This is a genomic window from Candidatus Symbiopectobacterium sp. 'North America' (genome assembly GCF_015762685.1).
GTDB lineage: Bacteria > Pseudomonadota > Gammaproteobacteria > Enterobacterales > Enterobacteriaceae > Symbiopectobacterium.
In genome coordinates this window covers 16783-39405 of record NZ_PEHF01000050.1, presented here as the reverse complement: position 1 = coordinate 39405, position 22623 = coordinate 16783, and the positions used below count along the sequence as shown (strand labels likewise).

Below are 22623 nucleotides of genomic sequence, written 5' to 3'. Positions count from 1 at the left end.
TTTGTGTACACTGGCGCTGGTGCGTGAGCATGAACGCCAGCGCATGCGGCAATTGGCGTTCTATGATAGTTTGACGGGCATGCCCAACCGCAGCCTGCTCGAAGCCACCACCGATCAGGCTATTGCCGCCGCCACCAGCGACGACGACGAGATGGCATTTTTGTTTATCGATCTCGATCGCTTCAAACAAATTAACGATTCGCTGGGACATCCGGCGGGGGACGAACTGTTGCGACAGGTCGCCGCCCGCTTGCGCCATGAGTTGCGGGCGGTGGACATTGCTGGGCGACTTTCTGGTGATGAGTTTGTGGTGATTTTGCCGGGATGCGGTGTGGGCCAGGTGGGTGACAGAGTCGAGCAGATTCAGTCGATACTGGCTGAACCCATGGTGCTGCTGGGTACCAGCGTGTCGATATCCGCCAGCGTCGGGATCGCCATGTTTCCGGCTGACGGCCGAGATTTGGATACGCTGCTGCATCGCGCCGATATGGCGATCTATCAGGCCAAAAGTGGTGGACGTGGGCAATCTCGTTTCTACAGCAATGAAATGAATCAACTGGCACAAGAGCGTCTTGTGTTGGAAAACGCACTGCGCCAGCCATTAAAACTCAATCAGCTCTCCTTGCACTACCAGCCACAAATTGAGCTGGCAACCGGGAAACTGTACGGTGTGGAAGCGCTGGCGCGCTGGACGCACCCGGAGCTTGGCAGTATTCCGCCTACGCGTTTTATTCCTCTGGCAGAGGATTGCGGATTGATCGCCGATCTGGGCCGCTGGGCGCTGCGCGAAGCCTGCTGCCAACTGGCCGCCTGGCCGCCTGGCGTGACGAAGGGCTGCCGGTGCCCTCGGTTTCGGTCAACCTGTCGCCCACCAGTTTCCACAACCTCGATCTGCCGCACATGATTGCTTCTACGCTTGCCAGTCATGCGTTGTCGCCGGAGCATTTAACCCTAAAACTCACCGAAAACGCTCTGCTCGATACCAATCCCAACACCATGAAAACCATCGCTGAAGTGCGTGAGCAGGGGGTGCGCCTGTCGATGGATGATTTCGGCACTGGCTATTCCAGCCTCAGCTATCTGCGGCGCTTGCCCGTAACCGAGCTAAAACTGGATCGCAGTTTTGTCGCCGACTTAGAGGCGGATGAAGCCGCGCGGGCGTTGAGCCGTGCCATTCTGGGGATCGGCAGTAGCCTGTGCCTGACCGAGGTTGCGGAGGGAATTGAAACACATGCGCAAAATCGCTTTCTGCGCGAGCAGGGTTATCCGGTGGCACAAGGCTACCTGTTTGCCAAGCCAATGGCTCCCGAACAGATGGGGTGTTGGTTAACGGAGCGAAAACAGTGTGGTGCCGATGGCTCAGTCTCAATTGAGATGCATTACGCCCCGATCGCGTGGCACAGCGCCTGAGCGACGTTTCTCGCCTGATCTCGCGCTTACTGCTGGAAATCTCTGATACCGATCGGCTGTATTCTGCGATTTCGGCGGCCAATATGCAGCGCGCTATGGAAGACAGTGTGAAACGGCAACATCAATCGTTGGCCGATCTTCCCTGTGGCATGACGGTGGACCGCTGTGGGCTGCGGGAGATATTTCAAGCGGGCGCGCTTCAATAGATACCCGCCGCGATGTGCATATTCAGTCTGTGGGTGGGCCGGTGTTGCTGGATAATACACTGAGCGGTGAAACAGAAGCCCTGTTTGTCAGCACGCGTCTGATGAGCGGTTATGATTTCTCATTGGGCGCATGGCGCACTGGCCCGTTGGTCGAAATGGATTATACCCATTATCGTATCAACGGCTTTGATGACCGGGAATCGTTACGCACTGCCGTTCGCTATGAAAAACAGAACCTGAACTCGCTGGAAGCACGTCTTGGCTGGCGTGTGCGCGGTAATATCGATCTCGATTCCACATTCTCTCTGCAACCTTATGCGTCAGTCAGTTGGGTTAATGAGCTGGCCGATGGATTAAATGACCGCTTTACCGTTCATGCGCGCGATGGTGGCGGGGCGCGCAGCGTGCAAGTGACATCACCGGATAAGCATTTTGGTCGTGCCGCGCTGGGGTTGCAGTGGGTGACGGCAAAACACCTGAATGTCTACACCGAAGTGGGCAGTCGTTTTGCCCATGATGACGGCTATCAAACGCAATATACTTCAGACCTCCAGTGTATGTTCTAATAACCCCTCATTAACCTTTACCTGCGATAACAACGGTTGTCGCAGGTTTTTTTTGCTAAACATATCCGTTTTCCGCATTTAACTTTGCCTATTGTAACACGCATAATTCAAAAAAATATTTCAATTAAGCTTTTATTCTTTTTTAAGAATAAGAATCGGCACGGTATTGGCTAAAGGACTGAATGATGACTATCGCGACAGTGAGTAATATTGCTACGTCAGAAAATACCCATGAGATTGTGCAAAATGGCGCATTTGTCAGACAACAGAATAGATTCACCACACCTTTCGGTGATCAGGCGGGTGAACTTCCGGTAGAAAAGGATCGTTATCGCCTGCTGTGGACGCCTATTTGCCCCTGGGCGCACCGTGCGGTAATTGTGAGAAAACTTCTGGGATTATAAGATGTTATCAGTCTAGGAACAGCACACCCGGTGAGAACGACGCGTGGATGGGCATTTTCTCTGGATGAGGGGGACGTGGACCCGGTATTGGGCATTCATTATTTGCCAGAAATTTATGCCCAAAGTGATGCAAATTATACCGGGCGTGCCACGGTGCCTGCTGTGGTCGATGTAAAAAAGGGCATCGTGGTAAATAACGACTATTTTAAACTGACAAATTATTTGGAAGTTGCATTTAAAAAATTTCATAAAGCGAATGCCCCCGATCTCTATCCTGAGGATTTACGCACAGAGATTGACGCGCTGAATACGGTTATTTTTCATGACGTCAATAATGACGTTTATAAAGCCGGGTTTGCGTATGAAGCAGCATGGGACACGTTATTTAATCGACTGGATATTTTAGAGCAGCCGCTTGCCACTCAGCGCTATTTGTTTGGTGATCGCATTACGGATTCAGACGCCAGGTTATGCGTGACGTTGGCGCGGTTTGATGTGGCGTACTACAGCGTCTTTCGCACTAACCGTAATCGCGTGATCGATTTTCCTCATTTATGGGGCTATGCTCGCGATCTCTATCAGACGCCGGGTTTTGGCGACACCACCGATTTTCATGCCATCAAACAGGGTTACCAATTAGGTGATTTTAACGCCAACCCTTATCAAATTCTGGCAAAAGGGCCTGATGTCTCGCTCTGACACTTCCCACATCAGCGGGCCGCGCTGTAATACCAACATTGCGCATCAGATTGGGTCCTAGATAACAACACATTTCTTACCATCAGGATAATCACTATGAATTTACAGATGACAAAGCACGCGGTTGCATCGTTTTTTTTATTGGGTGCTGGTGTGGCTGTCGGCGGTTTTTATGGCATTGAGCTTGTCAACGCGTCTACGGCGGATAAACCGGTTAATATCGTTATCGCCACCTCGGCCGGCCCGCGGCCCTTTACCTATTTTGATAAGGATAATCAGCTGGTGGGCTATGATATTGATCTTGCCAGAGCGGTGTTCAGCCATCTGCCGCAATACAAGGTCTCTTTTACTACCACCGAATTTCCCTCAATACTGGCCTGGCTGGATTCCGATCGTTTTCAGGTTGGCGCGAATAACTTTGCTGAAAACAAACAGCGCAAAGAAAAATATATTTTTACCCAGCCGATATTTGAAAATCAGTTTGTGATTGCCATCAGCGAAAAAAATGACAGCATTCATTCCCTGAAGGATCTGTTGGGGAAATCCACGGAAGTCAATCCGGGAATCAACTTCACCACCGCGTTGGAAAAGTATAACCAGCAACACAAAGAGAATCCGGTCAATCTGAAATACACCGAAGCGGAACTGTTACCCGTATTGCAAAACGTGGAGAGTGGCAAAGCAGACTTCCAGTTGATTGATAAATCGATGTTGGAACAGTACATAGCAGAGTATCAGTTGAAACTGAAGGTGATACCGCTTAGCAAAGAAGAAAGCGGGCTTATCGGTGCACCTTACAGCTATTTCCTGGTCGCCAAAGGCGCGAAGGGAGAGATCCTGGCGAACGACATCAATGCGCAATTACAAAAATTGATTGCAGATGGTACGATAACCGCGATCAGTCAGAAATATTTCCACGGCGACTACGCACCAAAATAAAATAAGGTCTGCGCTGAATGCCTACTATTTTTGACATAAAATTGGTTTTTACGCAGATCCCGGCGTTGCTGGAGTATTTACCGGTAACGCTGTTGATCACCGCGTTTTCGATGATCGCCGGTGTTATTCTGGGGTTTGTGATTGCAATAATCAGAATCAAACGCGTCTGGTTGCTTAATTCCGGGGCAGGCGTGTTTGTCTCTTTTATTCGTGGAACGCCACTGATCGTCCAGCTCTACCTGACCTATTACGGCATACCTATTCTGTTAAAACATTATAATTATTACAACCAGATCGATTACAACGTTAATGATATTCCCTCGCTGCTGTTTGTGCTATTGGCCTTTTCGCTCAATGAAGCGGCGTATAACTCAGAAAGTATTCGGGCGGCGCTATTATCGGTGGATAAAAAGCAGATCGAAGCTGCCCAATCGTTGGGCATGACGCCTCTTCAGGTGTTAAGGCGCGTGACGATCCCCGAAGCCTTTGTGGTGGCACTGCCCACGTTAGGCAATGCCTTGATTGGTTTATTGAAGGGCACTTCATTGGCATTTGTCTGTTCGGTGATTGAATTAACCGCGCGCGGCAAGATCCTGGCGAGCAGCAACTATCGCTATTTCGAAGTGTATGTCTCTCTGGCGCTGATTTACTGGGCACTCACCATTATTATTGAGGCGCTGATTAAAGTGATTGAAGCCCGAATTCGGATACCTGATCAGCCACAGGTAAATAAGAGTGTGATAGCAAATGATAGACATTAAACATTTATCGAAAATCTTTCAGAACGACACCATCCTGAATGATATCTCGTTCCACCTGGAGAAAGGGGACGTGATGGCGATTATTGGTTCTTCAGGCGCAGGGAAATCAACATTGCTGCGCTGTATCAATCGCCTTGAACAGCCAGAACAAGGTGAAGTGGCCATCGCTGGCGAGGTTTTCAATCTTGCGACGTTATCGCGTCGTGAACTGGTGCATCTGCGGCAGAGCACAGCGATGGTGTTTCAGCAATTCAGCCTGTTTCAGCAAAAAACGGCGCTGGAGAATGTAATGGAAGGCTTAACCATCGTCAAAAAATACCCGAAAGACAAAGCAAAGAAGATGGCTATGGCCCAATTAAAAAAGGTTGGGCTGGCTGAACGTGCTGATTATTACCCACGCCACCTATCCGGTGGGCAGCAGCAGCGGGTAGGGATAGCGCGCGCATTGGCCATGGAGCCGCAAATTCTGTTGCTTGATGAACGGACATCGGCTCTGGACCCCGAATTGGTGACGGAGGTGCTGGATGTGATTAAACAGGCGGCGCTGGAGGGCAATACCATGATCATTGTGTCCCACGAGATGGATTTTGTGCGTCAGGTTGCCAACCGGGTGCTTTTTTTGGAAAAGGGAAAAATCATTGAGGATAGCAGCGCACAGCAGGTATTTGATAACCCGAAACACGAGCGTACCAAAGCCTTTCTGGCCCGCTACTACCGACGGCTAGAGCCTGAATACCAGATTTAAGCAACACACATCACGCGCCCTGACAACCTATGTTGGAGAGCGCGTCTCACGGACTTAGTGCGTAGCGATAAAGATATGCTGGCGGTGATACGCGAGTTGGCTGACATCGGGCGGGAAAGCGATGGGCAGCCTGAGCGCGTGTCCTTCGTATTTTGCGAAACTGTCTTCACTTACTGCACTTTTTAGCTGCTTGATGCGGGGTGAAAGCACCAGTTCAAGATGCTCGTTAAAGGTGATCAATCCGCGATCGAAGGCTTTATCATGCAAGCTGGAAAGGCACAGACCGTTACTCGGATTAAGGCGATGTTCAGCGGCATTATTCCAGGGACGGATGTGACTGGCGACCAGTCGCATCGGTTCTTCCAGACCGGTTAAACAACAACGGTTTTCGTAGGCGTCTAACACCCGTTTGCGAAACAGTTGCTGCCCGACACGCGCTTTGATGATGGTGGTTCTTTCTTTGCCGCTGAAATCTGCTGCGGGAGTCTCTTGCAACGACGTCAGCGGTTTTTCCAGCGTGGCCATTGCAGATTGGCATTGTTGCTCGAAAGCATCACTATCCAGATCCATCTCCTGCCATAATTCACGATCCGCTTTCGATGTGCCTGTCAGACCGCGACGTCCAGATTCGATAATAAAAGGGTCCAGACTGGCAATGTTCACCAGCTTCATGGCCAGTTCCGACGGTGTGCGGCCAATCAAACCGGCATAATGGATAATATCAGGATTGAGCGCATGCAATTTTCCAAAAGGGATCTGACTGTAGAGCGTAAAAGCCACCAGTAGCTGTTCCCGCGTCCAGCGATTTATGGCCGCCATAAGCGATTTCTCGGCAAGTAATTCAACATGTTATCTGTAACGTTTACTATGCCAGGCTTGGCGGCCATTGCATACCTATACGTTTGTTGAATTCACCGTGGCCGTTCTCTCAAGCCAAGACCAATAGCGCTCCGTGCCCGCACCGCCGGGTCCCGAGGCCAACGGTGAACCGGCCAATGCATCGCGCTGGTGAGGCACTTGCCAGCGCAGCAGGGCCGCATCGTCGGTAACGCTTGCGATGCGTTCGGTGCCGAAGCCGTAGCGGTAGGTGCCGTCGGCCTGTGGCAATAAACCGGTGGCGATCTTATCTGCATCATCGGCAAAGCCCGGCGTGGCAAACAAATCGCGCGCATAGGCCCACAGGTGCGGGAAATCGCTGATGGCGAACGCGGTGCCTAACTCGGGAGGCAGGCTGGGGCAGTATCCCCTGTCATACGACAGTAAGGTTTGGAATAAACGGACGTCGGAATCGGTAATCTGTGCCCCAAACAGGTAGCGCCGGGTCGTCAAACGGTGGTCGTAATCGGCGAGCCGCGCTTCAAAGATATTTTTGGCTATCCGCGCGGCCAGCAGAGAGTTGGCAAACAGGATCTTGTACGGGCCATTGTTGACATCGTCAAAAATCTGCTGGTTAAGCAGATCGATGGCGGGACGCAACGCGGTGGGGTAAAGATCCGGTGCGGTTGCGCTGTGCAAAGTTGCCCACGCCGTTTCGAGATAGTAGGGCAGGGTATGGTAGTCGTTGTTAACCACTTTCCCGGTTTTCAAATCGACAAGAGTGGGTACGGTGCCGCGTCCGGTGTAATCAGGGATGGTGCGGCGGTAGAGATCGTTGAGTCTTTTCACGCCGAGCACTGCATCAACGCCACCGGGCTGTCCGGCAAACAGCCAGCCGTCACTGTCGCGATGGGATACGTATCCCACGGAAATCGCCGCTTCCAGTCCCAACAAGCGACGTAAAATAAGAACGCGTCGTGACCAGCCGCAGCCTGCGCTGACGATCAGACGATAGCGACCCGCTTCGACCGGCAGTTGATGACTACCAGGGCCGAAACGGGTGGTGAAAGCGTTACTTTGGCGACGAAACCCGCCATCATCGGTTTGCTCGACGGTTTTTTCTGGGTATAGCACGGTAGACATAACAACTCCTAATCAGGGTAACTGGCGATCATTTCAATGAATGTAAAAACTGTTCCTGACCACTGCGGTAGTCGGATGGACTGCTGCCGCACCAGGATTTAAAGGCGCGTCGGAAGCTGCGTTCGTCCGAGAACCCTAAGCGCTCGGCGATATTCGGTGTGGTCACACCGCTGCGCAGCAGGCGACGAGCTTCGGTGAGACGCACTTCACGCGACAAAATGGAGTAGCTGGCACCTTGCTGATCGAGGACGCGGGCCAGCGTGCGGCGGCTGATGCTAAGCTGTCGTGCCATGTCGTCGGCAGAATGAATGGTGTCCAGGTGCGCCTGCAAAAACTCAAGCAGGCTGTGTTTGTCCCTGAGGCGATCCACTACTGTGGACGCCAGCCGTTCAGCCTGTGTACGCAAGGTACTGTTCAGTGCAAGAATGGGGCGGTTTAGCCACTGGAGCGAGAAATCGATCTGTGCGATGCCTTCATCAAAGAACACCGGGCAGCCGAAATAATGCTCAAGCGTGGATTTAGCAATGCCACAGGAGCGCGTAAAGCGCACGCTGTCAGCAATAGGAATGCCCGGCGTGTGGGAACGGGACACTGCAAAGCAGTTCACAAAGTGAAAATGTTCAAGCGTCGCGCGCAGCTCTGGGTCGTAAAATCTGGGAATGTGCAGCAGGCTGAGGCCCCCAGATCGATTGGATTCTGGCACCGCACTCCACGGCGTTTGGAAATGTTTGGCGCAAAAACGAATACTCTCTTCACCGTTGTTCAGTGTCATTGCTGCCAGGCTGATCGCACCAAAACTGGTGTAATTAATCTGCGCCGCATGATTGAATAAACATGCACTTCGGTCTTTATTTTTCCCCAACCACAGACGTTCAAAAATATAACGCAGTTCCTGATAGGAAATAGTGGTGGATGACCAATTTCGGCGGGTTGGGTCAATATTGCATTGCTGTTGTAATGTATCAGTTAAAATAGATTTACTGGCTGAAGAGAGTAGTAAACCTGATATTTGAAATAAAGTAAAAAACCGGTCATTCGTCCCTAACTGTTGGTGTGCCGGGACAAGGTTTCTGCTGTTCAAGGACAGCGTATCCACGCGTTGCGATTCCATTTTTCACCTGGTGCTTTGTGGTGATGTCATCATGACTAAAAATGTAATCAGGATAACCCCTCAATAGCAATGCAATAAAACAGCTAACGAAAGTCTGTTTTTATCTATCTGTGGCACGGATTGTCCTTTTGCCGTCAGTGCCTGTTATTAAACAATAGCGATAACGACCGATAGGTTATTGGAAATATTATTGGTGAGGGGCATTGCCATGGCGGTATCGCAAAAAGAATTACTGAGTGACTCGTATTATCAGGCGTTGCCTGCGGCGTCTGGCTGGCAGCAAAACAGCCATCTGTCGCTGGCGTTCATCTGGATGTTGGGCGTGGTGTGCGTCCTGGATTCAGCCATTATTTCCTCCCTGCTGACGCCCATCAAAGCCGAGTTTGGTTTTAGCGATGAGCAAATGGGGCGTTTCTCTTCCAAGTTCACCCTGGCCGGTATCATTGGTGCACCTATCATGGGCACGCTGGCAAACCGGTTCAGCCGTAAAACGGTGTTGTTGATTGGCGCAACGGTGTGGAGTGTGGCCTCGTTGTCGACGGGGCTCGTCACCGGATTTATCGGCTTGCTGTTTTGGCGCGTACTTACCGGTTTCAGTGAGGCAGCCTATAACACGGTAGCGCCGGGCTGGTTAGCCGATCTTTACCGTCCGCGCTGGCGCAACGTGGTATTTTCGTTATACATGTTGAGAAATAAAATTGGCACTGCTGCCGCGCTTGCGTTGGGTAGCCTGCTGGCCAGTGAGTATGGCTGGCGCACGGCGTTCTTTGTCGCAGGTTTGCCGGGTATTGTGCTGGTGCTGCTGTTGCTGCGCGTGAAAGAACCGACCATTGGCGCAATGGATGGCGTACAGCTGGGGAACAGAACAACCGAGAAAACCGGGATACGGGACAGCCTGGCGGTGTTTCGGTATCCGGCCTACGTGTTGCATACGGTTGCTTTGCTGCTGTTTTTTATCGCCATGTCAGTGCAAATCTGGATACTGGCTTATTTGCATCGTGTTTTTGCGCTCACCAATCCGCAGGCTTCAGGCTTTTTGGCGTAGGTGTTGCTGTATACGTTGCGAATGGGGTTGATTGGCGGTTATTTTTCCAGCCTGTTATTGCGTCAGTATCGCTGGGGGGTTTCCGCTGTTTTTAGCCAGCACCTCACTGCTCGCGGCGCTGGCGTTTTCGTTAGCCTATAGCAGCCCGGCGTTGTCACATGCACAGGCGGGGATTGCGGCAGGGATCGCTGCCTTTGGCTTTAGCGCGGGAATCTTAACTACGCTGATTCTTGAGACAGTGCCGCCGCAGTTGCGTAACAGCGCCATGGCCTATTCTATCGTGCTAACGTCCGGTCTTGCCGGTGTGATTGGCCCGAAGCTGGTTGGTCAGTTGTCCGATCGCTATACCCTGGGCGTAGCAATGTATGTTGCGCCCGTGGCGTATGCCAGTGCGGGGGCGGTATGGCTGGTGCTTGCCCTGTGGCTGGCGCGATCGCAATCAGGTACCACGACGGCATAAGTGAGGGAAAAGTTAAAAGGGCACCGGAGGTGCCCTGAAATTGATCACTGAGTCACTGTACCTCTCGTCATCCTCGGCGAAAGCCGGGGATCTCTGTGAGAATAAACGCGTTTCTTCGGAAAGAGATTCTCGCCTTCGCGGGAATGACGGTGGGAGTAGAGGCCTCTGTGGTTCGGGAGTCATCAATTCAACGTTTTGGTCACGCGAATCAATGAAAACAGCCCACCCTCGATGATGTCACCTTCGGTCTTATAGCCCAGTTGCAGATAAAACTGTCGCACGTCCCACTTGCTGGTGATAAGTACCTGGGTAAACCCCAGATCTGCCGCCCAGGCTTCCATCTCGCGGATCAGCAGGCTGCCTATGCCTTTGCCCTGATAGCCAACTGCAACGCTGATCAGCTCGAATTTTGCCTGTCCGTGATAATGACGCAGGCGGCCAGTAGCCACGGGTATTCCACCGTCCATGATCAGCAGATAGTCGCAGTTATCCCCCGGTTTTTCGTCGATCTCACCGGAAATAGCAATATCCAGACTTAACGCCACTTGAATGCGAAGGTAGTGCACGGCAGCGATCTGCCAGGGTTCTGCCACTCTGATTATTTCCATATTGTTTCCTGTCATGCTGTACGTTGCGCGGCCAGTTGATGCAGTATTGCAAATACCCGCTGGTTCTCATCGGCATTGCCGATCGTCACGCGAATCCACGAAGGAAGGCCCACTTCCCAGCCTGAGCGCAGCACGATGCCTGCGTCGAGAAACACTTCCGCGACCTCATCGCCATCACGTTCAAGGTTGATCATCAGAAAATTGGCGAAACTCGGAATATAGTCGAATCCCAGCGCCTCACAGCAGGCATAGTAATCGGCCAATCCATCGCGTACCAGTGTGACAGAACGAGCCAGAAAATCGTCATCGTCCAGTGCGGCGCTGGCGGCAATTTGGGCCAGATGGTTCACATTGGGGGGGACTTTGACTTTATGCAACAGACTGGCCGTTTCGGCGCTGGCAACCGCATAACCAATACGCAAACCCGCCAAATCGTAGGCTTTGGAAAACGTACGCAGCACAATCAGATTGGCATACTGGCGCGCCAGCGCAATACCATCAGGTACATACGCTGTCACGGCATATTCACGGTACGCTTCGTCGAGCACGACGGGAATGTCGGCAGGGAGGTTAGCGAGATACGCCTGTAATGCTCCCGTGGCAACCATAGTTCCTATCGGGTTGTGCGGGTTGCACAGCCAGATCAACCGCGTTTGCGGCGTGATAGCCTCCAACACTGCACTAAGGTCAATGGCGTGTTCGGATAAAGGCACGGCAACCACAGTGCCGCCATTCAACCGCGTGGTCAGGTTATACCAGCCGAAGGAGGGGGTCGGGATCACCACTTCATCGTCATCACTAACGAATACTGTGCTTATCAGCGACAGTATCTCAAAAATACCGCTGCCAAACACCAGACGCTGCGGGTCAATATCGTGATGTCGAGCCAGCTTTTCTCGCAGTGCATCGCAGAAGGTGGAGGGATAGCGCGAGGCGGATGTCAGCGCTGTGCCAAGAGCCTGCGCAACCAACGGGGAATAGCCAAGGCTGTTTTCATTAAGTGCCAGATTGATTAACGGGCCTTTCGCGTCTTGCAACGCTTGCGGCGGGTCAAAACGGCGAAGTGTGTCTAAAACCGGACGATAGTGCATGATTAGGGGTTCCTGCCAGATGTTTACTATGACCATAGAGGGTGTCTTTCATGTTGGCAGAGGAACCGGGGCAATAAACAGGACATTTGGTGTCAGGCCATAAACAAAAAAAACATAAATAAGAATGAATAGCGCATAAAGCATCGCGCACGTTTCCCGCTTAGGGCAGAACGCTATTCCTGCTGAAACAGCGGCGGTGAGTCCACGCCGTCCTGTGGTAATCTGTTATGAGATACGTATCCTTTTATTGAGTCGAGTTAACCCATGGTTCAGTTACGATCTTCTACGGTCGCTGATACGGCCCACATTATGGCTATATGGCGTAACGCGGTAGAGGCAACCCACTTTTTTGTTGCACCAGAACATCTTGTGGAGATCGAGGCAGAGTTGCGCACCTTTTTTCCTCAGGTGGCACTCACCCTGGCGGTGGAGTTGAGTGGTAACATTGTCGGTTTTATGTATTTACATCAGGGGCATTTGGAAGCGCTTTTTGTGGACGCTGATTACCATAGCAAATGCATTGGCCGTGCGCTGATCGGCGTTGCGTTGGCGCACTATCCACAACTGACTACCGATGTGAATGAACAAAATGTCCAGGCGTTGGCTTTCTATCAACGCCTGGGTTTTGTGCGCACCGGGCGCTCTGCCCTAGACGGGCAAGGGCGGGCTTATCCATTGCTGCATTTGCGGTATCTGTCGCCGCCCTGATTCAGTCTCTCGTTTTTCTACCACGAGAGAGATATGGGGTGTCGATAGAGATGACGGTTCAGGAATTGCCTGGAAAATCAATAATATAACAATATCAGTATTTTACACTGACAATTCCGTTCTGTGACTCGCGTTGAAAATTGCTGCTGTCCTGCTAAAGAAATCCCTGCTGACATCGTTAAAAATAACGTATCCCCTATAAAATATATGGACGTATAGCATGTGCAAAAATGGCATTTTAAAAACCACGCAGGCGCGCTTCAGCCTATTTCTTATCGGCTTTTTTGGATTATTACTCATTCTCACGTTTGTTGTTATCCGCCAATTTGTTTATCCCCAGTTGATTGAAAATGAAAGTAATCTGATCGGCCTTACTGTTGATCGCCAGGCGCGAGCGATTCACGGAACAGATGAATCGGGTGCAGGCGCAGCAGAAAACCATCACTGAACTGGTGAGTGTATTAAGCAGCGAGCAGATTGATACGCTGCTTCCCAATCTGGTTAACCAATACAATGATTTGAACGTGTTTGGTGGCGGGATTTTGCCATTGCCGGGCGTGCGTGATGCGGAGCGCGATCGCTTCAGCACTTTTTTTGCGCGCGATGCGGCAGGCCAACTGCACGTCAATACGGTGTGGAACCAGCCTGGTTCCGAAAAATATTGGGAGCAACCCTGGTATAAAGAGGGGATGAATATGGCCCAGGGCCAGTGCGCATGGGCCAAAGCCTATCAGGATGCCGCCAGCCCGCAACCGCGTACCAACTGTGCCATGGAGATAATCCGCGACGGCAAACCCTGGGGCGTTGCCACCATCGATGTCACCTTAGGCTTCTTCAACAAGCTCGCCAATGAAATGAGTACCGCCGTTGAAGGTAACGTACTGATTGTGGAAGCGGATGGGAAAGTGGTTGGCAACGGTCAACCGGATCAGGGCAGCGCGGCGTTGCTCAATCTTAAGGATCTGAAGACCCCGGTGGCGTCACCGTTGCAGGCGTTGTTATCGCGTGCCGATAACGCAGCTATCGATGGCATCTACGACGGGGATGATGGAGAGCATACACTGCTGGTTCAGCCGATTGCTGGCAGCCCGTGGTATTTGGTTGCGGATATCCCCTCCAGCCATTTGTCACGCCACACCAGCAGCATACTGACAAAACTCACCGTGGTGCAGGGAGCACTGTGCTTTCTGTTGCTGATTGTTCTGGTCAGTTTCTTCCGTATTTTCATGAAAAACTTAACGCTGTTACAGCATAATATTCAGGCGCTCTCCAGCGGTGGCGCTGATTTAACCCAACGGCTGCCAGCCAGTAAAAATCCTGAATTTAATGCGGTCGTGCAGAGCTTTAATGATTTCATCGCCTATCTGCAAGAGTTGATGCAGCAGGTGGGGCAAAGCGCGTTGGCGATGTCCTCGGCGTCGCGTCAGATTGCCAGTGGTAACGCCGATTTCTCTTCGCGTACCGAGGAACAATCATCATCGATTGTCGAAACCGCAGCGTCCGTGGAAGAACTGGGGGGAACGATACGGCAAACGGCCGACAACGCGCGTCACGCCAGTAAACTCGCGGAAGATGAGTCCGGTATCGCGCACAAAGGCGCATCAGTGGTGAATGACGTGGTCTCCACCATGACCAAGATAAACGCGTCATCCAACAAGATTGTCGAGATCATTAGCATGATCGATGGCATCGCCTTCCAGACCAATATTCTGGCTCTGAATGCCACCGTCGAGGCGGCACGAGCGGGTGAGCACGGACGTGGTTTCGCCGTGGTAGCGGGAGAAGTGCGTTCATTGGCGCAACGGAGTGCAACCTCAGCGCAGGAAATTAAAGCACTGATCGAAGAGTCGGTCACCAATATTGAACAGGGCAGTAACCTGGTGCGGCAGGCCGGTTCAACCATGGAAGAGTTGATGAGCGGCGTGAACAGTGTAACCGGTGTTATCGCTGAAATAAGTTCAGACAACGAAGAGCAAAGTAAGGGTATCGATCAAATCAACTTTGCCATCAACCAGTTGGACAATACCACGCAGCAAAATGCGGCATTGGTCGAGCAGGTTGCTGCAGCGGCGCAGTCCATGGAGGATCAATCTGTTCAATTGGAACAGGTGGTGTCGCGCTTTACCTTGTAGCTGCTGACCAATGAGGACGATAGGGAACCACCTTGAGACTGGTGACAACGTCACAAAAATGGTTCCCTTGCTCTTCGCTGAGGCACTACCGATCGTGCTACCCGCGTGGCTGCTGGTTGACCCAAACCAGATTATCCACCGCAAAGCCGAGGGTTTTCGCTATAGACAAATAGCGCTGTTTTACCTCAGCCGGGAGCTCTGGTGTGCGCGACAGTAACCATAAATAATCGCGGTTTGGTCCACTTACCAAGGCGTACTGGTAATCGTCATCCAGCGCGATCACGTTATATCCTCCATAGAAAGGACCAAAGAAGGAAACCTTGAGCGCCGCTGTTGTGGCTTTACCGGTGAAATAGGCTTTGCCTTCGCTCGATTTTCACTGTTTCTTTAGCGGATCATAGCCTTGATTCAGCACGATCAGTCCCCCGTCACTGCGCTTTCCATAGGTTGCCGTCACCTGTTCCAGACCTCGCTCAAAACGGTTTTCCAAACGCGCTATTTCATACCATTTCCCCAGATAACGTTCAGCGTCAAAATCAGCAACAGGATTTACGCCTTTGGGGGGCGAGGGCGACTGGCAGGCGACCAGCGCCAGTGACAGTGCGACACCAGTAAGGATTGGTCAAATTTTCATGCGTACTTCTTGCGTGTTTTTGAGGGAGTGAGCAAGTATAGAGGGGATATGCTGTTTTTACTGTGTACGCCGCTTAGCCATGCAGGAAAAAGAGGAAAATGCAGTGGTATTTCGACATTAAACTCACTGATCTGAAAAATAATTTTTGCCTTGGAGAAATACGTCATTCTGGACGACGCATTTCCAGCGTAAAGCGACAGCCTTTTTCTGAGCTATCGACCTGCATGTGCCAGCCCAGATGCTCCACAATGCGTTGCACAATGGATAAGCCAAGTCCTTCGCCACGTTGCTGCGCACTGTGCAGAAAACGCTTAAATTGCTGCGGATCGATGCTGAGCGGCAGACCCGGGCCGGTGTCAGAAACGATAAGCGTTGTGTCATGCAGCGTAATCCGCACTTCACCTTGCTCCTTATACTGACAGGCATTGCGCAGCAAGTTCCAGATAATACTGCGCGCCAGTTCTGCGTTGGTATGTATGTGAGGCGTTTGCGGTGCCTCCAGAATCAGCGTCACCGGTTTTTTTGCCAGCCAAGGCTGGCAGCGTGTAATAGATTCCTCGATCAACGGACGCAGCGGCATGTCCGCGCGAGCTAACGTGTGCGGATCGCGTGAGAGCAGCAGCAGGCAGGTCAGTTGGCGTTGCATTTCCTGCGTGGTGCGTACGATGCGTTCAGTGCTGGGTATCAAGTGGCTGTCGGCAGGCAATTGGTGCACGATAGTTTCCGCCGCACCGCCAATGATAGCCAGCGTAGTGCGCAATTCATGGCTGGTATCGCTGACAAAGCATCGCTCACGGTGCAGAAACTGCTTCAGTTCATCACTGTGCTGTGCAAACGCGCGCGCCAGCACGCCAATTTCGTCACTCGCATCCTGAAACGGCAAAGGCTTCTGCTTGCGTTGTACCACGTCGGCCAGGCGAGTAATGGGCATGGTAACGCGCGCCGACGTCAATCTTCCAATCCAGAACGCGCACAGAATACACAACAGAATCACCAACGGTGCGAAGCCGTCAATCAGGAATTCTAGAAATCTGTAGTAGTTGCCATCCTGTAACAGGTAGTAGCGTTGATCGTTGAGTGTAAATACCAGCAGATACCAATGATCGGGTTTTTCCAGGCGGTGGTAACCTGGGGCGTAATGCCGCAGAGCATCGGATACGGTCTGCACATCGTAAAACTGGCTGCCTTCAGGCAGGGGGAGAAATGCCTTTGACAATAGCGCTTTCTAGCCGAGGCACCTCGTCGTGCAGACTTTTCGCGATGACATACGATCTTACTTCATCATAATCAAGTTGCTCCGCGATAACCACAAATCCCATGACGGCTACCATTAGCAGTACAAATGAAATCGTAATGCGTGTCTTGAGCGTCATTTGCTGATAAAGGGATTTCATGATTCTGGGTCTACTCGCTGTGTGATAATTCCGGCGCAACCTCCCCGGGCGTATGGAGACGTAAACCGACACCATGCACCGTTTCTATCAGAGCAGATGTGAAGTTTTTGTCAATTCGCTGGCGCAGGTCATGAATGTGTGTGCGCAACGCACCACTTTCAGGCGGTTCGTCGCCCCACAGCAGGTATTCCATCTGTTGTTTTTTTACCACGTCAGGTGCAGCTCTGATCAGACACAGCAGCAATTTGTGCGTGGTGGGTGTCAGGTTGATGGTCTGGCCCTGCCGCCATGCCTGCGGTGAGCGGGTGTCTACCAGCAGGTCTTCCCATGCTAGCTTGCCTTGCACCTGTCGGCCTTGGGCACGGCGCACCAGCGCCTTGATGCGGGCGTCGAGTTCCTTGAGCGAAAAGGGTTTGACCAGATAATCGTCGGCACCCAGCGCCAGGCCTTGCACACGCTCTTCTACGGGATCGCGTGCGGTCAGCATCAGCACCGGCACGGGATTCTGAAATTCCACCCGGAGTTTGCTGCATAGCGTCATACCGTCCAATCGCGGCAGCATCAGATCCAACAAAATGGCGTCATAATCATGCTGCGTAGCCATACGCAGACCTGTGACGCCGTCACGTGCATCGTCCAACACATAACCCAGTGGTTCGAAAAAATCGTACAGATTGGCCACCAACTCAGGATTGTCTTCAATGATAAGCAGGCGCGTCATAGGTCATCGACATCCTTAAAAGATAAACGGCATTTTAACAACTTCCTGACACGCACTTTTTGATACTGCACAGACCTTTCATTGATGGGGAATTGCGCGTGTATAACTGTCAGATATCCAAGTGATTCACTCTGCTATCGTTGACCTGGGCAGTCGGGCTGTTCTTTACCGCCATTGGATTGGTTGTGCAGTGGCAAACGCCAGAGTCCAACGTGGAGATCAACAGCCTGCAAACCAAAGAAACCACACGGCCTTTTACCATTATGCGCAATATTATCGGCTATGTGAAACACGGCCTGAAACGCACCACATCACGTCTATTGCGCGCACTGGATGAGGATGCCAAACGTCCCCAAGTGCAGCCGCAGGTGCTCAGACGAGAGCGGTATTGCCGATTTGTAGCACAGGGCGTGGTCGTGTTTACGAGGCGCTGAACACCCAGTTTAACCGGGTGTTCAGTAACTGCATTTATGCGGGTTCGCGTTGGCTTATCATCAGCGCTAAATCGACAAAACGGTTTGAAAATCCCCATTCATTGTCGTACCAGGCGAGGATTTTGACCATATTGCCGCTGATAACCAGCGTCGAGAGTCCGTCAATAATGGACGAACGTGGATCGCCCTGGTAATCGCTTGAGACCAACGGTTCGTCGCTATAGCCGAGAATACCTTGCAACGGGCCGGAAGCAGCTGCTTCACGAAACGCATCGTTGACTTCCTCTACAGTTACCTCGCGCTCAAGGGGCACCGTGAGATCAACGATTGATACCACAGGCACCGGTACGCGCAGGGAATAGCCGGTCAGCCTTCCATCCAGTTCAGGGATCACTTTCCCTAGCGCTTTGGCCGCGCCACTGGAGTAGGGCACAATCGATAACGCGGCGGCGCGCGCGCCACGCAGATCCTTTTCCGGCTGATCGTGCAATGCCTGGCTGTTGGTGTAGGCTTGAGTGGTATTCATCAAGCCATGTTTAATACCAAAATGTTGGTGCAGAACCTGTGCAGCCGGTGCCAGACCGTTGGTGGTGCAACTCCCATTGCTGACGACATAGTGCTTTTGCGGATCGTATAAACCATGGTTCACGCCCATGAACACCGTCAAATCGTCATTCTTGCCCGGCGCAGAGATGATGACGTGCTTGGCTCTGCTGCTATGAATATGCACAGCCGCTTTTTCGCGTTCGGTGAAAAAAACCGTCGCTTCGATCACGATATCTACCTCAGCATCACGCCAGGGAATGCGTGCAGGATCGCGCTCGCTGAACACGGTGATAGGGTTACCATTAACGCTAAGTCGCCCATGGGCTGCTTCAACGGGGGCTGAGAGTGTGCCCAGCAGAGAGTCGTATTTCAGCAGGTGGGCCAGCGTTTTACTGTCCGTCAAATCGTTGATTGCCACAATTTGGATGTCTGGGTTGCCCAACGCAGCACGCAGTACGTTGCGCCCGATTCTGCCGAAACCATTGATACCGACCTTGACCATGATGAACTCCTTAGTGGTTGTCTCTGGAGTGACTTTAGGTCATAGGGCTTTTGGCGTAAATGACAAAAAAGAATCACATTACGCCATTTTGCGACAGTGGAAGCGCTGGCGATATTCCCCGGGGGTTAATTGCAGCTGTTTTTCAAAAATACGGCGTAGGTTAATGCTGCTGCCAAACCCCGTATTGGTGGCAATGTGCTCCAGCGTATCGGTGGTTTGTTCCAGATGTTGTCGTGCGGCGGCAAGGCGCGCTTCTGACACGTAGCGCGCCGGGGAAACTCCGGTTTCACGGGTAAATACGCGGGTAAAATTACGCGGACTCATAGCGACTTTTTCTGCCAATGCTTCGACGCAGAGATCCGCAGTAATATTATCGAGTATTCACATCTGCAAATCGCCGATCGGGCCTGCATTGCCGGTTTGGCGCAAGTTGTAACGGCTAAACTGTAATTGACTGCCACGACGATGCAGATACATCACCAAATCCTGCGCGACATCGCGGGCAAGACTGAAGCCGTAATCCTCCTCAACCAGCACCAGCGTCAGATCAAAACCAGAGCTGACACCGCCAGAGGTACAGATAGGGCCATCCTGTATATACAGCGGACCGGCTTCGACCTTTACCTCAGGGAAGGTTGCTTGCATGGTTTCCAGCAGTTTCCAGTGGGTGGTCGCCTGCCTTCCATTCAACAAGCCGCTCTGAGCAAGCAGCATCGCACCGCCACAAATCGATGCAACACGGCGCGCATGTGGAGCAGCAAGGCGCAGCCAATCCACCACGGCAGTGCCTTCCTGCTCATTTTGACCACGGCCCATCAGTATGGTGTCGAGCGGCTCTCGGGGATCGAGCTCATGCAAACGGTGATCCGCAAGCAGATTCAGCCCGGATTGACCGTGGATCACCTGATGCGGCTGTGTGGTGGCAATATTGATGTGATAACGAGGGCGCACCAACCCGTCAGTATACAGTTGGTTCGCTTGCATCAGGATGTCAGCGATACCGGCAGACTCAAACAGCATGCCGCCATCGGGAACGATAATCAGGATCTTCTTCATGTCCGAAAAATATACTTTTTGCAAAATAAGTCAACAGAGCAATAACCCTTGCTACATTTAGACATGGCTCTGACATCGCAAGATGTAACGCGCGCGATAACGCTAACAGGTAGGCAATGCCATCATATGATATTTATTGCCATTGAAATTAAAAAAGCCGACATCCTCAAAATGGTTTCGGGAGTGAAACGCATAAGATCGTGGGTTCAGCACATTCACAAAAGTGACCACAACAGGGTAATGTATAGCAAAAACCTGTCGTTGATGGGCTAAAAGTAATTCACCGATCCCTCGCCCCCGGTACTCTTCGGCAATACAAACCGGGCCGTATTGATAGGAGTGTGCCGGATCAAGTTTATGATCGTTAAAGGTATACTCATTCAGAATGCTGGCCATATAGTCAAACATTGGCCAGGGTTGAAGGAACGCCCAAGATGCCCCGAGAAGCAACCCCACCACGCGGTTGTTACTCTCATCAACGGCAATGGTGACACCGTTTTCAGCGTGGCGCAGCGTGTCAAGTTGCTCAACTGTCATGTCCGTCGTCACGAAGCCGTTATCGCATTGATCGGAAATGAGATTTTTTGCGTGATAGCGTTCAAGCAGCGCTTTCACTTGTTGAATATCAGCCAATCCCGCAGATCTAATGGTGACGTTCCCTTGGCTCATCGCCATACGTGTTTCTCCGAAAAAACGAGCGTTTCTTATTCTACGCCTTCTCGTGCTGAGGAGGCGACATACCCTTTGTCCACGATGACGTGCAGACGCAATAGTTAACAGGTTCACCCTCATAACGCGATGAACCTGCTTGCGTTTTAACGTATTACGCTGACATTTTCCAACTTCACCGAACTCTCAGGCTTATCATTAAGCTGCTCGGCAACTGGTACAAACACGTTTAGATCTTTCAGCCAGGCCGATTTGCTACTGCTTATTGGCTGACCTTTATGGGTTTGCTGATACTCAACTAAAAGATATTTCCCACTAAACTCAGGCGCAAGGCTATCCGCATTTCCTTCTGCTGTGACCTCACAACGCAACGCCCCTGAAGCAGGTACTTTTTTGTTGGAATCAATACCGTTCCATTGCGCCTTATAATGTTGACCCGCTACCAGCGGGAAACGCAAATCAGTCTGCAACTGGTCAAGCTGTGTCGTTTCACTACTGATGGACATGACAAACTTCAGTTGTAGTTGCTTCGCCAGCGTTAAGCGCTGCACCTTCCAGATACCATAATCTTCCAGTTTGCGCACATAGCCATCTGGTTGCGCATCTAATTGCACATTGACCTTACCGAGTGCGCTCACCTGTGTATAACGAACCTGTTTAAAGCGCGGCATTATGTCGAAGATTTTTAATTTGATTTTAGCGAGATACGCCATTATTTAGCATGTCGTACTGCTCATTTTTGACTGCGTTGCTATATATATACGGATGGGGTACGGGGGGAGCTATAGGGAACTACGCTATCTTCGCGGCTCCCCCCGTCGTGGTTGAATAATGCTATCAACCGCAGTGGCAGCCTATTTTCTTAGGGCAGAGTGTCATGCCATCGTTCCCCCCTCAAGTTTCGTAGGAAATATTATAGGTATTACCCGTTCGCTCAATATGGGCAAATCCGAGTTCGCCAAGGTGCATGCCAGCAATAAGGAGCTTGTCCGAACTGACAGTATCCAAAAGTTTCGAGCGCGTGTCGGCTGAAAGTATCGGATCTTGGTCGAAGGCAATTGATACGGCGGGGTGGGAAATCTGAATGAGAGGAAAATGAACAATATCTCCCCAAATCAGTAGACTACGATCTCTGGATTCAATCCGATAGCCAGAATGACCAGCAGTATGTCCCAGTAGAGGAACAGCACTAATTCCGGGAAGGATGTCGTTATTGGTAAATCTGCGCAGCCTTTTCCGATACTTATCGAACACCTTCTTGGCAAGGAGAAAGTTTCCCCGAGCATGCGCACTCGCTCTGCTGAGATTGCCATCGTCCTGCCAAAAAGCAACTTCATTCTGATGGACGGCTAACTCTGCATTGGGGAATGCCGCTTCCCCGAGCGAGTTAATCAACCCCCCGATATGATCAGGATGAGCATGAGTCAGAAGAATCGTGTCAATGTCGGAAGGCTGCACGCCTGTAAGTGCAAGATTCGCTTGCAGTGTGCCTCCCCATTGCTTAACGCCTCCTGCGCCAGCATCAATCAGGATCGTATGACCACGACCACGAATCAAGTAGCAATTAATGTGAATAGACGATGGGTCGTGAGCCCCTGCGTTTTTCTGTAACTCGGATGCAGGTATTGAATTTATATTTGAGAGTAAATCAAGGTTTGCAGAAAGGTATCCATCACTGATGGCTGTAATCGAGAAGTCGCCAATCTGCTGACATGGGAGTGTTATTTCATTCATAATTATATTCTTGCCCGACTTACGTGCCCAGGCTTCTTATGTTGATGTTTGGTCATGATAGAGACCTAAAAATAGCTTATAAATCGAAT

General features: G+C 51.4%; 24 protein-coding genes and 3 pseudogenes. 14 read left to right on the top strand and 13 right to left on the bottom strand.

The features are described 5' to 3' along the window. The first annotated feature begins 1 nt into the window (after position 1). The 9 genes from CS369_RS11305 (at position 2) to CS369_RS11265 (ending at position 5730) form a co-directional block, all read left to right on the top strand. On the top strand, positions 2-904 hold the full coding sequence (locus CS369_RS11305; RefSeq protein WP_196907161.1) for a bifunctional diguanylate cyclase/phosphodiesterase: 903 nt from the start codon (positions 2-4) through the stop codon (positions 902-904). Then, complete coding sequence (locus CS369_RS11300; RefSeq protein ID WP_196907160.1) at positions 841-1410, top strand: EAL domain-containing protein; 570 nt, start codon at positions 841-843, stop codon at positions 1408-1410. Before CS369_RS11305 ends, CS369_RS11300 begins: the two co-directional genes overlap by 64 nt. Continuing rightward, the gene (locus tag CS369_RS11295) at positions 1395-1616 is read left to right on the top strand and encodes a hypothetical protein (protein ID WP_196907159.1); all 222 of its coding nucleotides are present in this window, start codon (positions 1395-1397) and stop codon (positions 1614-1616) included. The genes CS369_RS11300 and CS369_RS11295 overlap by 16 nt, the downstream gene beginning before the upstream one ends. Continuing rightward, a complete protein-coding gene (locus tag CS369_RS11290) occupies positions 1535-2182 on the top strand; it encodes an autotransporter domain-containing protein (RefSeq protein WP_196907186.1) in 648 nt (215 codons plus the stop codon). Before CS369_RS11295 ends, CS369_RS11290 begins: the two co-directional genes overlap by 82 nt. A 182-nt stretch (positions 2183-2364) precedes the next feature. Next, positions 2365-2586, top strand: a complete 222-nt coding sequence (locus CS369_RS11285) for a hypothetical protein (protein WP_196907158.1) — start codon at positions 2365-2367, stop codon at positions 2584-2586. Between the two features lie 30 nt (positions 2587-2616). Next, a complete protein-coding gene (locus CS369_RS11280; RefSeq protein WP_196907157.1) occupies positions 2617-3285 on the top strand; it encodes a glutathione S-transferase C-terminal domain-containing protein in 669 nt (222 codons plus the stop codon). A gap of 108 nt (positions 3286-3393) precedes the next feature. Then, positions 3394-4224, top strand: coding sequence for a transporter substrate-binding domain-containing protein (locus CS369_RS11275; RefSeq protein ID WP_196907156.1), 831 nt, complete (start codon positions 3394-3396; stop codon positions 4222-4224). 17 nt (positions 4225-4241) lie between these two features. Continuing rightward, the gene (locus CS369_RS11270) at positions 4242-4985 is read left to right on the top strand and encodes an amino acid ABC transporter permease (protein ID WP_196907155.1); all 744 of its coding nucleotides are present in this window, start codon (positions 4242-4244) and stop codon (positions 4983-4985) included. Continuing rightward, positions 4972-5730, top strand: a complete 759-nt coding sequence (locus tag CS369_RS11265) for an amino acid ABC transporter ATP-binding protein (protein WP_196907154.1) — start codon at positions 4972-4974, stop codon at positions 5728-5730. Before CS369_RS11270 ends, CS369_RS11265 begins: the two co-directional genes overlap by 14 nt. Positions 5731-5784: 54 nt before the next feature. Here CS369_RS11265 and CS369_RS11260 read toward each other — a convergent pair whose 3' ends face one another. From CS369_RS11260 to CS369_RS11250, 3 genes are all read right to left on the bottom strand, one after another. Further along, complete coding sequence (locus CS369_RS11260) at positions 5785-6549, bottom strand: HNH endonuclease (RefSeq protein WP_196907153.1); 765 nt, start codon at positions 6547-6549, stop codon at positions 5785-5787. Positions 6550-6624: 75 nt separating this feature from the next. Further along, on the bottom strand, positions 6625-7689 hold the full coding sequence (locus tag CS369_RS11255) for a glutathione S-transferase (protein ID WP_196907152.1): 1065 nt from the start codon (positions 7687-7689) through the stop codon (positions 6625-6627). A 28-nt stretch (positions 7690-7717) separates the two neighbouring features. Then, positions 7718-8800 (bottom strand): AraC family transcriptional regulator, encoded by a 1083-nt coding sequence (locus tag CS369_RS11250; RefSeq protein WP_196907151.1) that lies wholly within the window; start codon positions 8798-8800, stop codon positions 7718-7720. A gap of 208 nt (positions 8801-9008) precedes the next feature. Between CS369_RS11250 and CS369_RS11245 the strand changes: the two genes are divergently transcribed. Next, a complete protein-coding gene (locus CS369_RS11245; RefSeq protein WP_196907150.1) occupies positions 9009-9845 on the top strand; it encodes an MFS transporter in 837 nt (278 codons plus the stop codon). 31 nt (positions 9846-9876) lie between these two features. Continuing rightward, positions 9877-10305, top strand: a complete 429-nt coding sequence (locus CS369_RS11240; protein WP_196907149.1) for a hypothetical protein — start codon at positions 9877-9879, stop codon at positions 10303-10305. Positions 10306-10487: 182 nt separating this feature from the next. Here CS369_RS11240 and CS369_RS11235 read toward each other — a convergent pair whose 3' ends face one another. Next, a complete protein-coding gene (locus tag CS369_RS11235; protein ID WP_196907148.1) occupies positions 10488-10913 on the bottom strand; it encodes a GNAT family N-acetyltransferase in 426 nt (141 codons plus the stop codon). A gap of 11 nt (positions 10914-10924) precedes the next feature. Continuing rightward, positions 10925-12004: a histidinol-phosphate transaminase gene (gene hisC / locus CS369_RS11230; RefSeq protein ID WP_196907147.1), complete on the bottom strand. Its 1080-nt coding sequence runs from the start codon at positions 12002-12004 to the stop codon at positions 10925-10927. A gap of 264 nt (positions 12005-12268) precedes the next feature. Here hisC and CS369_RS11225 point away from each other — a divergent pair, with 264 nt between their 5' ends. Further along, positions 12269-12712 carry an acetyltransferase gene (locus CS369_RS11225; RefSeq protein WP_196907146.1) on the top strand — a complete coding sequence of 148 codons (444 nt, stop codon included), beginning with the start codon at positions 12269-12271 and terminating at the stop codon, positions 12710-12712. Positions 12713-12947: 235 nt separating this feature from the next. Then, positions 12948-14844 (top strand): annotated as a pseudogene (locus CS369_RS11220) (methyl-accepting chemotaxis protein). A gap of 97 nt (positions 14845-14941) precedes the next feature. On the opposite strand, the pseudogene blc reads toward CS369_RS11220, so the two are convergent. The 3 genes and pseudogenes from blc to CS369_RS11205 form a co-directional block, all read right to left on the bottom strand. After that, positions 14942-15463, bottom strand: a pseudogene (gene blc, locus CS369_RS11215) (outer membrane lipoprotein Blc). 178 nt (positions 15464-15641) lie between these two features. Further along, positions 15642-16694 carry a HAMP domain-containing sensor histidine kinase gene (locus tag CS369_RS11210; protein ID WP_244664947.1) on the bottom strand — a complete coding sequence of 351 codons (1053 nt, stop codon included), beginning with the start codon at positions 16692-16694 and terminating at the stop codon, positions 15642-15644. Positions 16695-16882: 188 nt separating this feature from the next. Beyond that, positions 16883-17593 (bottom strand): response regulator transcription factor, encoded by a 711-nt coding sequence (locus tag CS369_RS11205; RefSeq protein ID WP_196907145.1) that lies wholly within the window; start codon positions 17591-17593, stop codon positions 16883-16885. Positions 17594-17733: 140 nt separating this feature from the next. Between CS369_RS11205 and CS369_RS11200 the strand changes: the two genes are divergently transcribed. Further along, the gene (locus CS369_RS11200; protein WP_196907144.1) at positions 17734-18027 is read left to right on the top strand and encodes a hypothetical protein; all 294 of its coding nucleotides are present in this window, start codon (positions 17734-17736) and stop codon (positions 18025-18027) included. Positions 18028-18061: 34 nt separating this feature from the next. Here the strand turns inward: CS369_RS11200 and gap are convergent, their stop codons facing one another. The 5 genes and pseudogenes from gap to CS369_RS11175 all read right to left on the bottom strand — a co-directional run bounded on the left by gap (position 18062) and on the right by CS369_RS11175 (position 22534). After that, positions 18062-19075: a type I glyceraldehyde-3-phosphate dehydrogenase gene (gene gap, locus CS369_RS11195; protein WP_196907143.1), complete on the bottom strand. Its 1014-nt coding sequence runs from the start codon at positions 19073-19075 to the stop codon at positions 18062-18064. Positions 19076-19153: 78 nt separating this feature from the next. Further along, positions 19154-20131: pseudogene (locus CS369_RS11190) on the bottom strand (GlxA family transcriptional regulator). 102 nt (positions 20132-20233) lie between these two features. Next, positions 20234-20806, bottom strand: a complete 573-nt coding sequence (locus CS369_RS11185) for a GNAT family N-acetyltransferase (RefSeq protein ID WP_196907142.1) — start codon at positions 20804-20806, stop codon at positions 20234-20236. Between the two features lie 140 nt (positions 20807-20946). Further along, a complete protein-coding gene (locus tag CS369_RS11180) occupies positions 20947-21513 on the bottom strand; it encodes a hypothetical protein (RefSeq protein WP_244664946.1) in 567 nt (188 codons plus the stop codon). Positions 21514-21694: 181 nt separating this feature from the next. Beyond that, positions 21695-22534, bottom strand: coding sequence for an MBL fold metallo-hydrolase (locus tag CS369_RS11175; RefSeq protein WP_196907141.1), 840 nt, complete (start codon positions 22532-22534; stop codon positions 21695-21697). Positions 22535-22623: the final 89 nt, after the last annotated feature.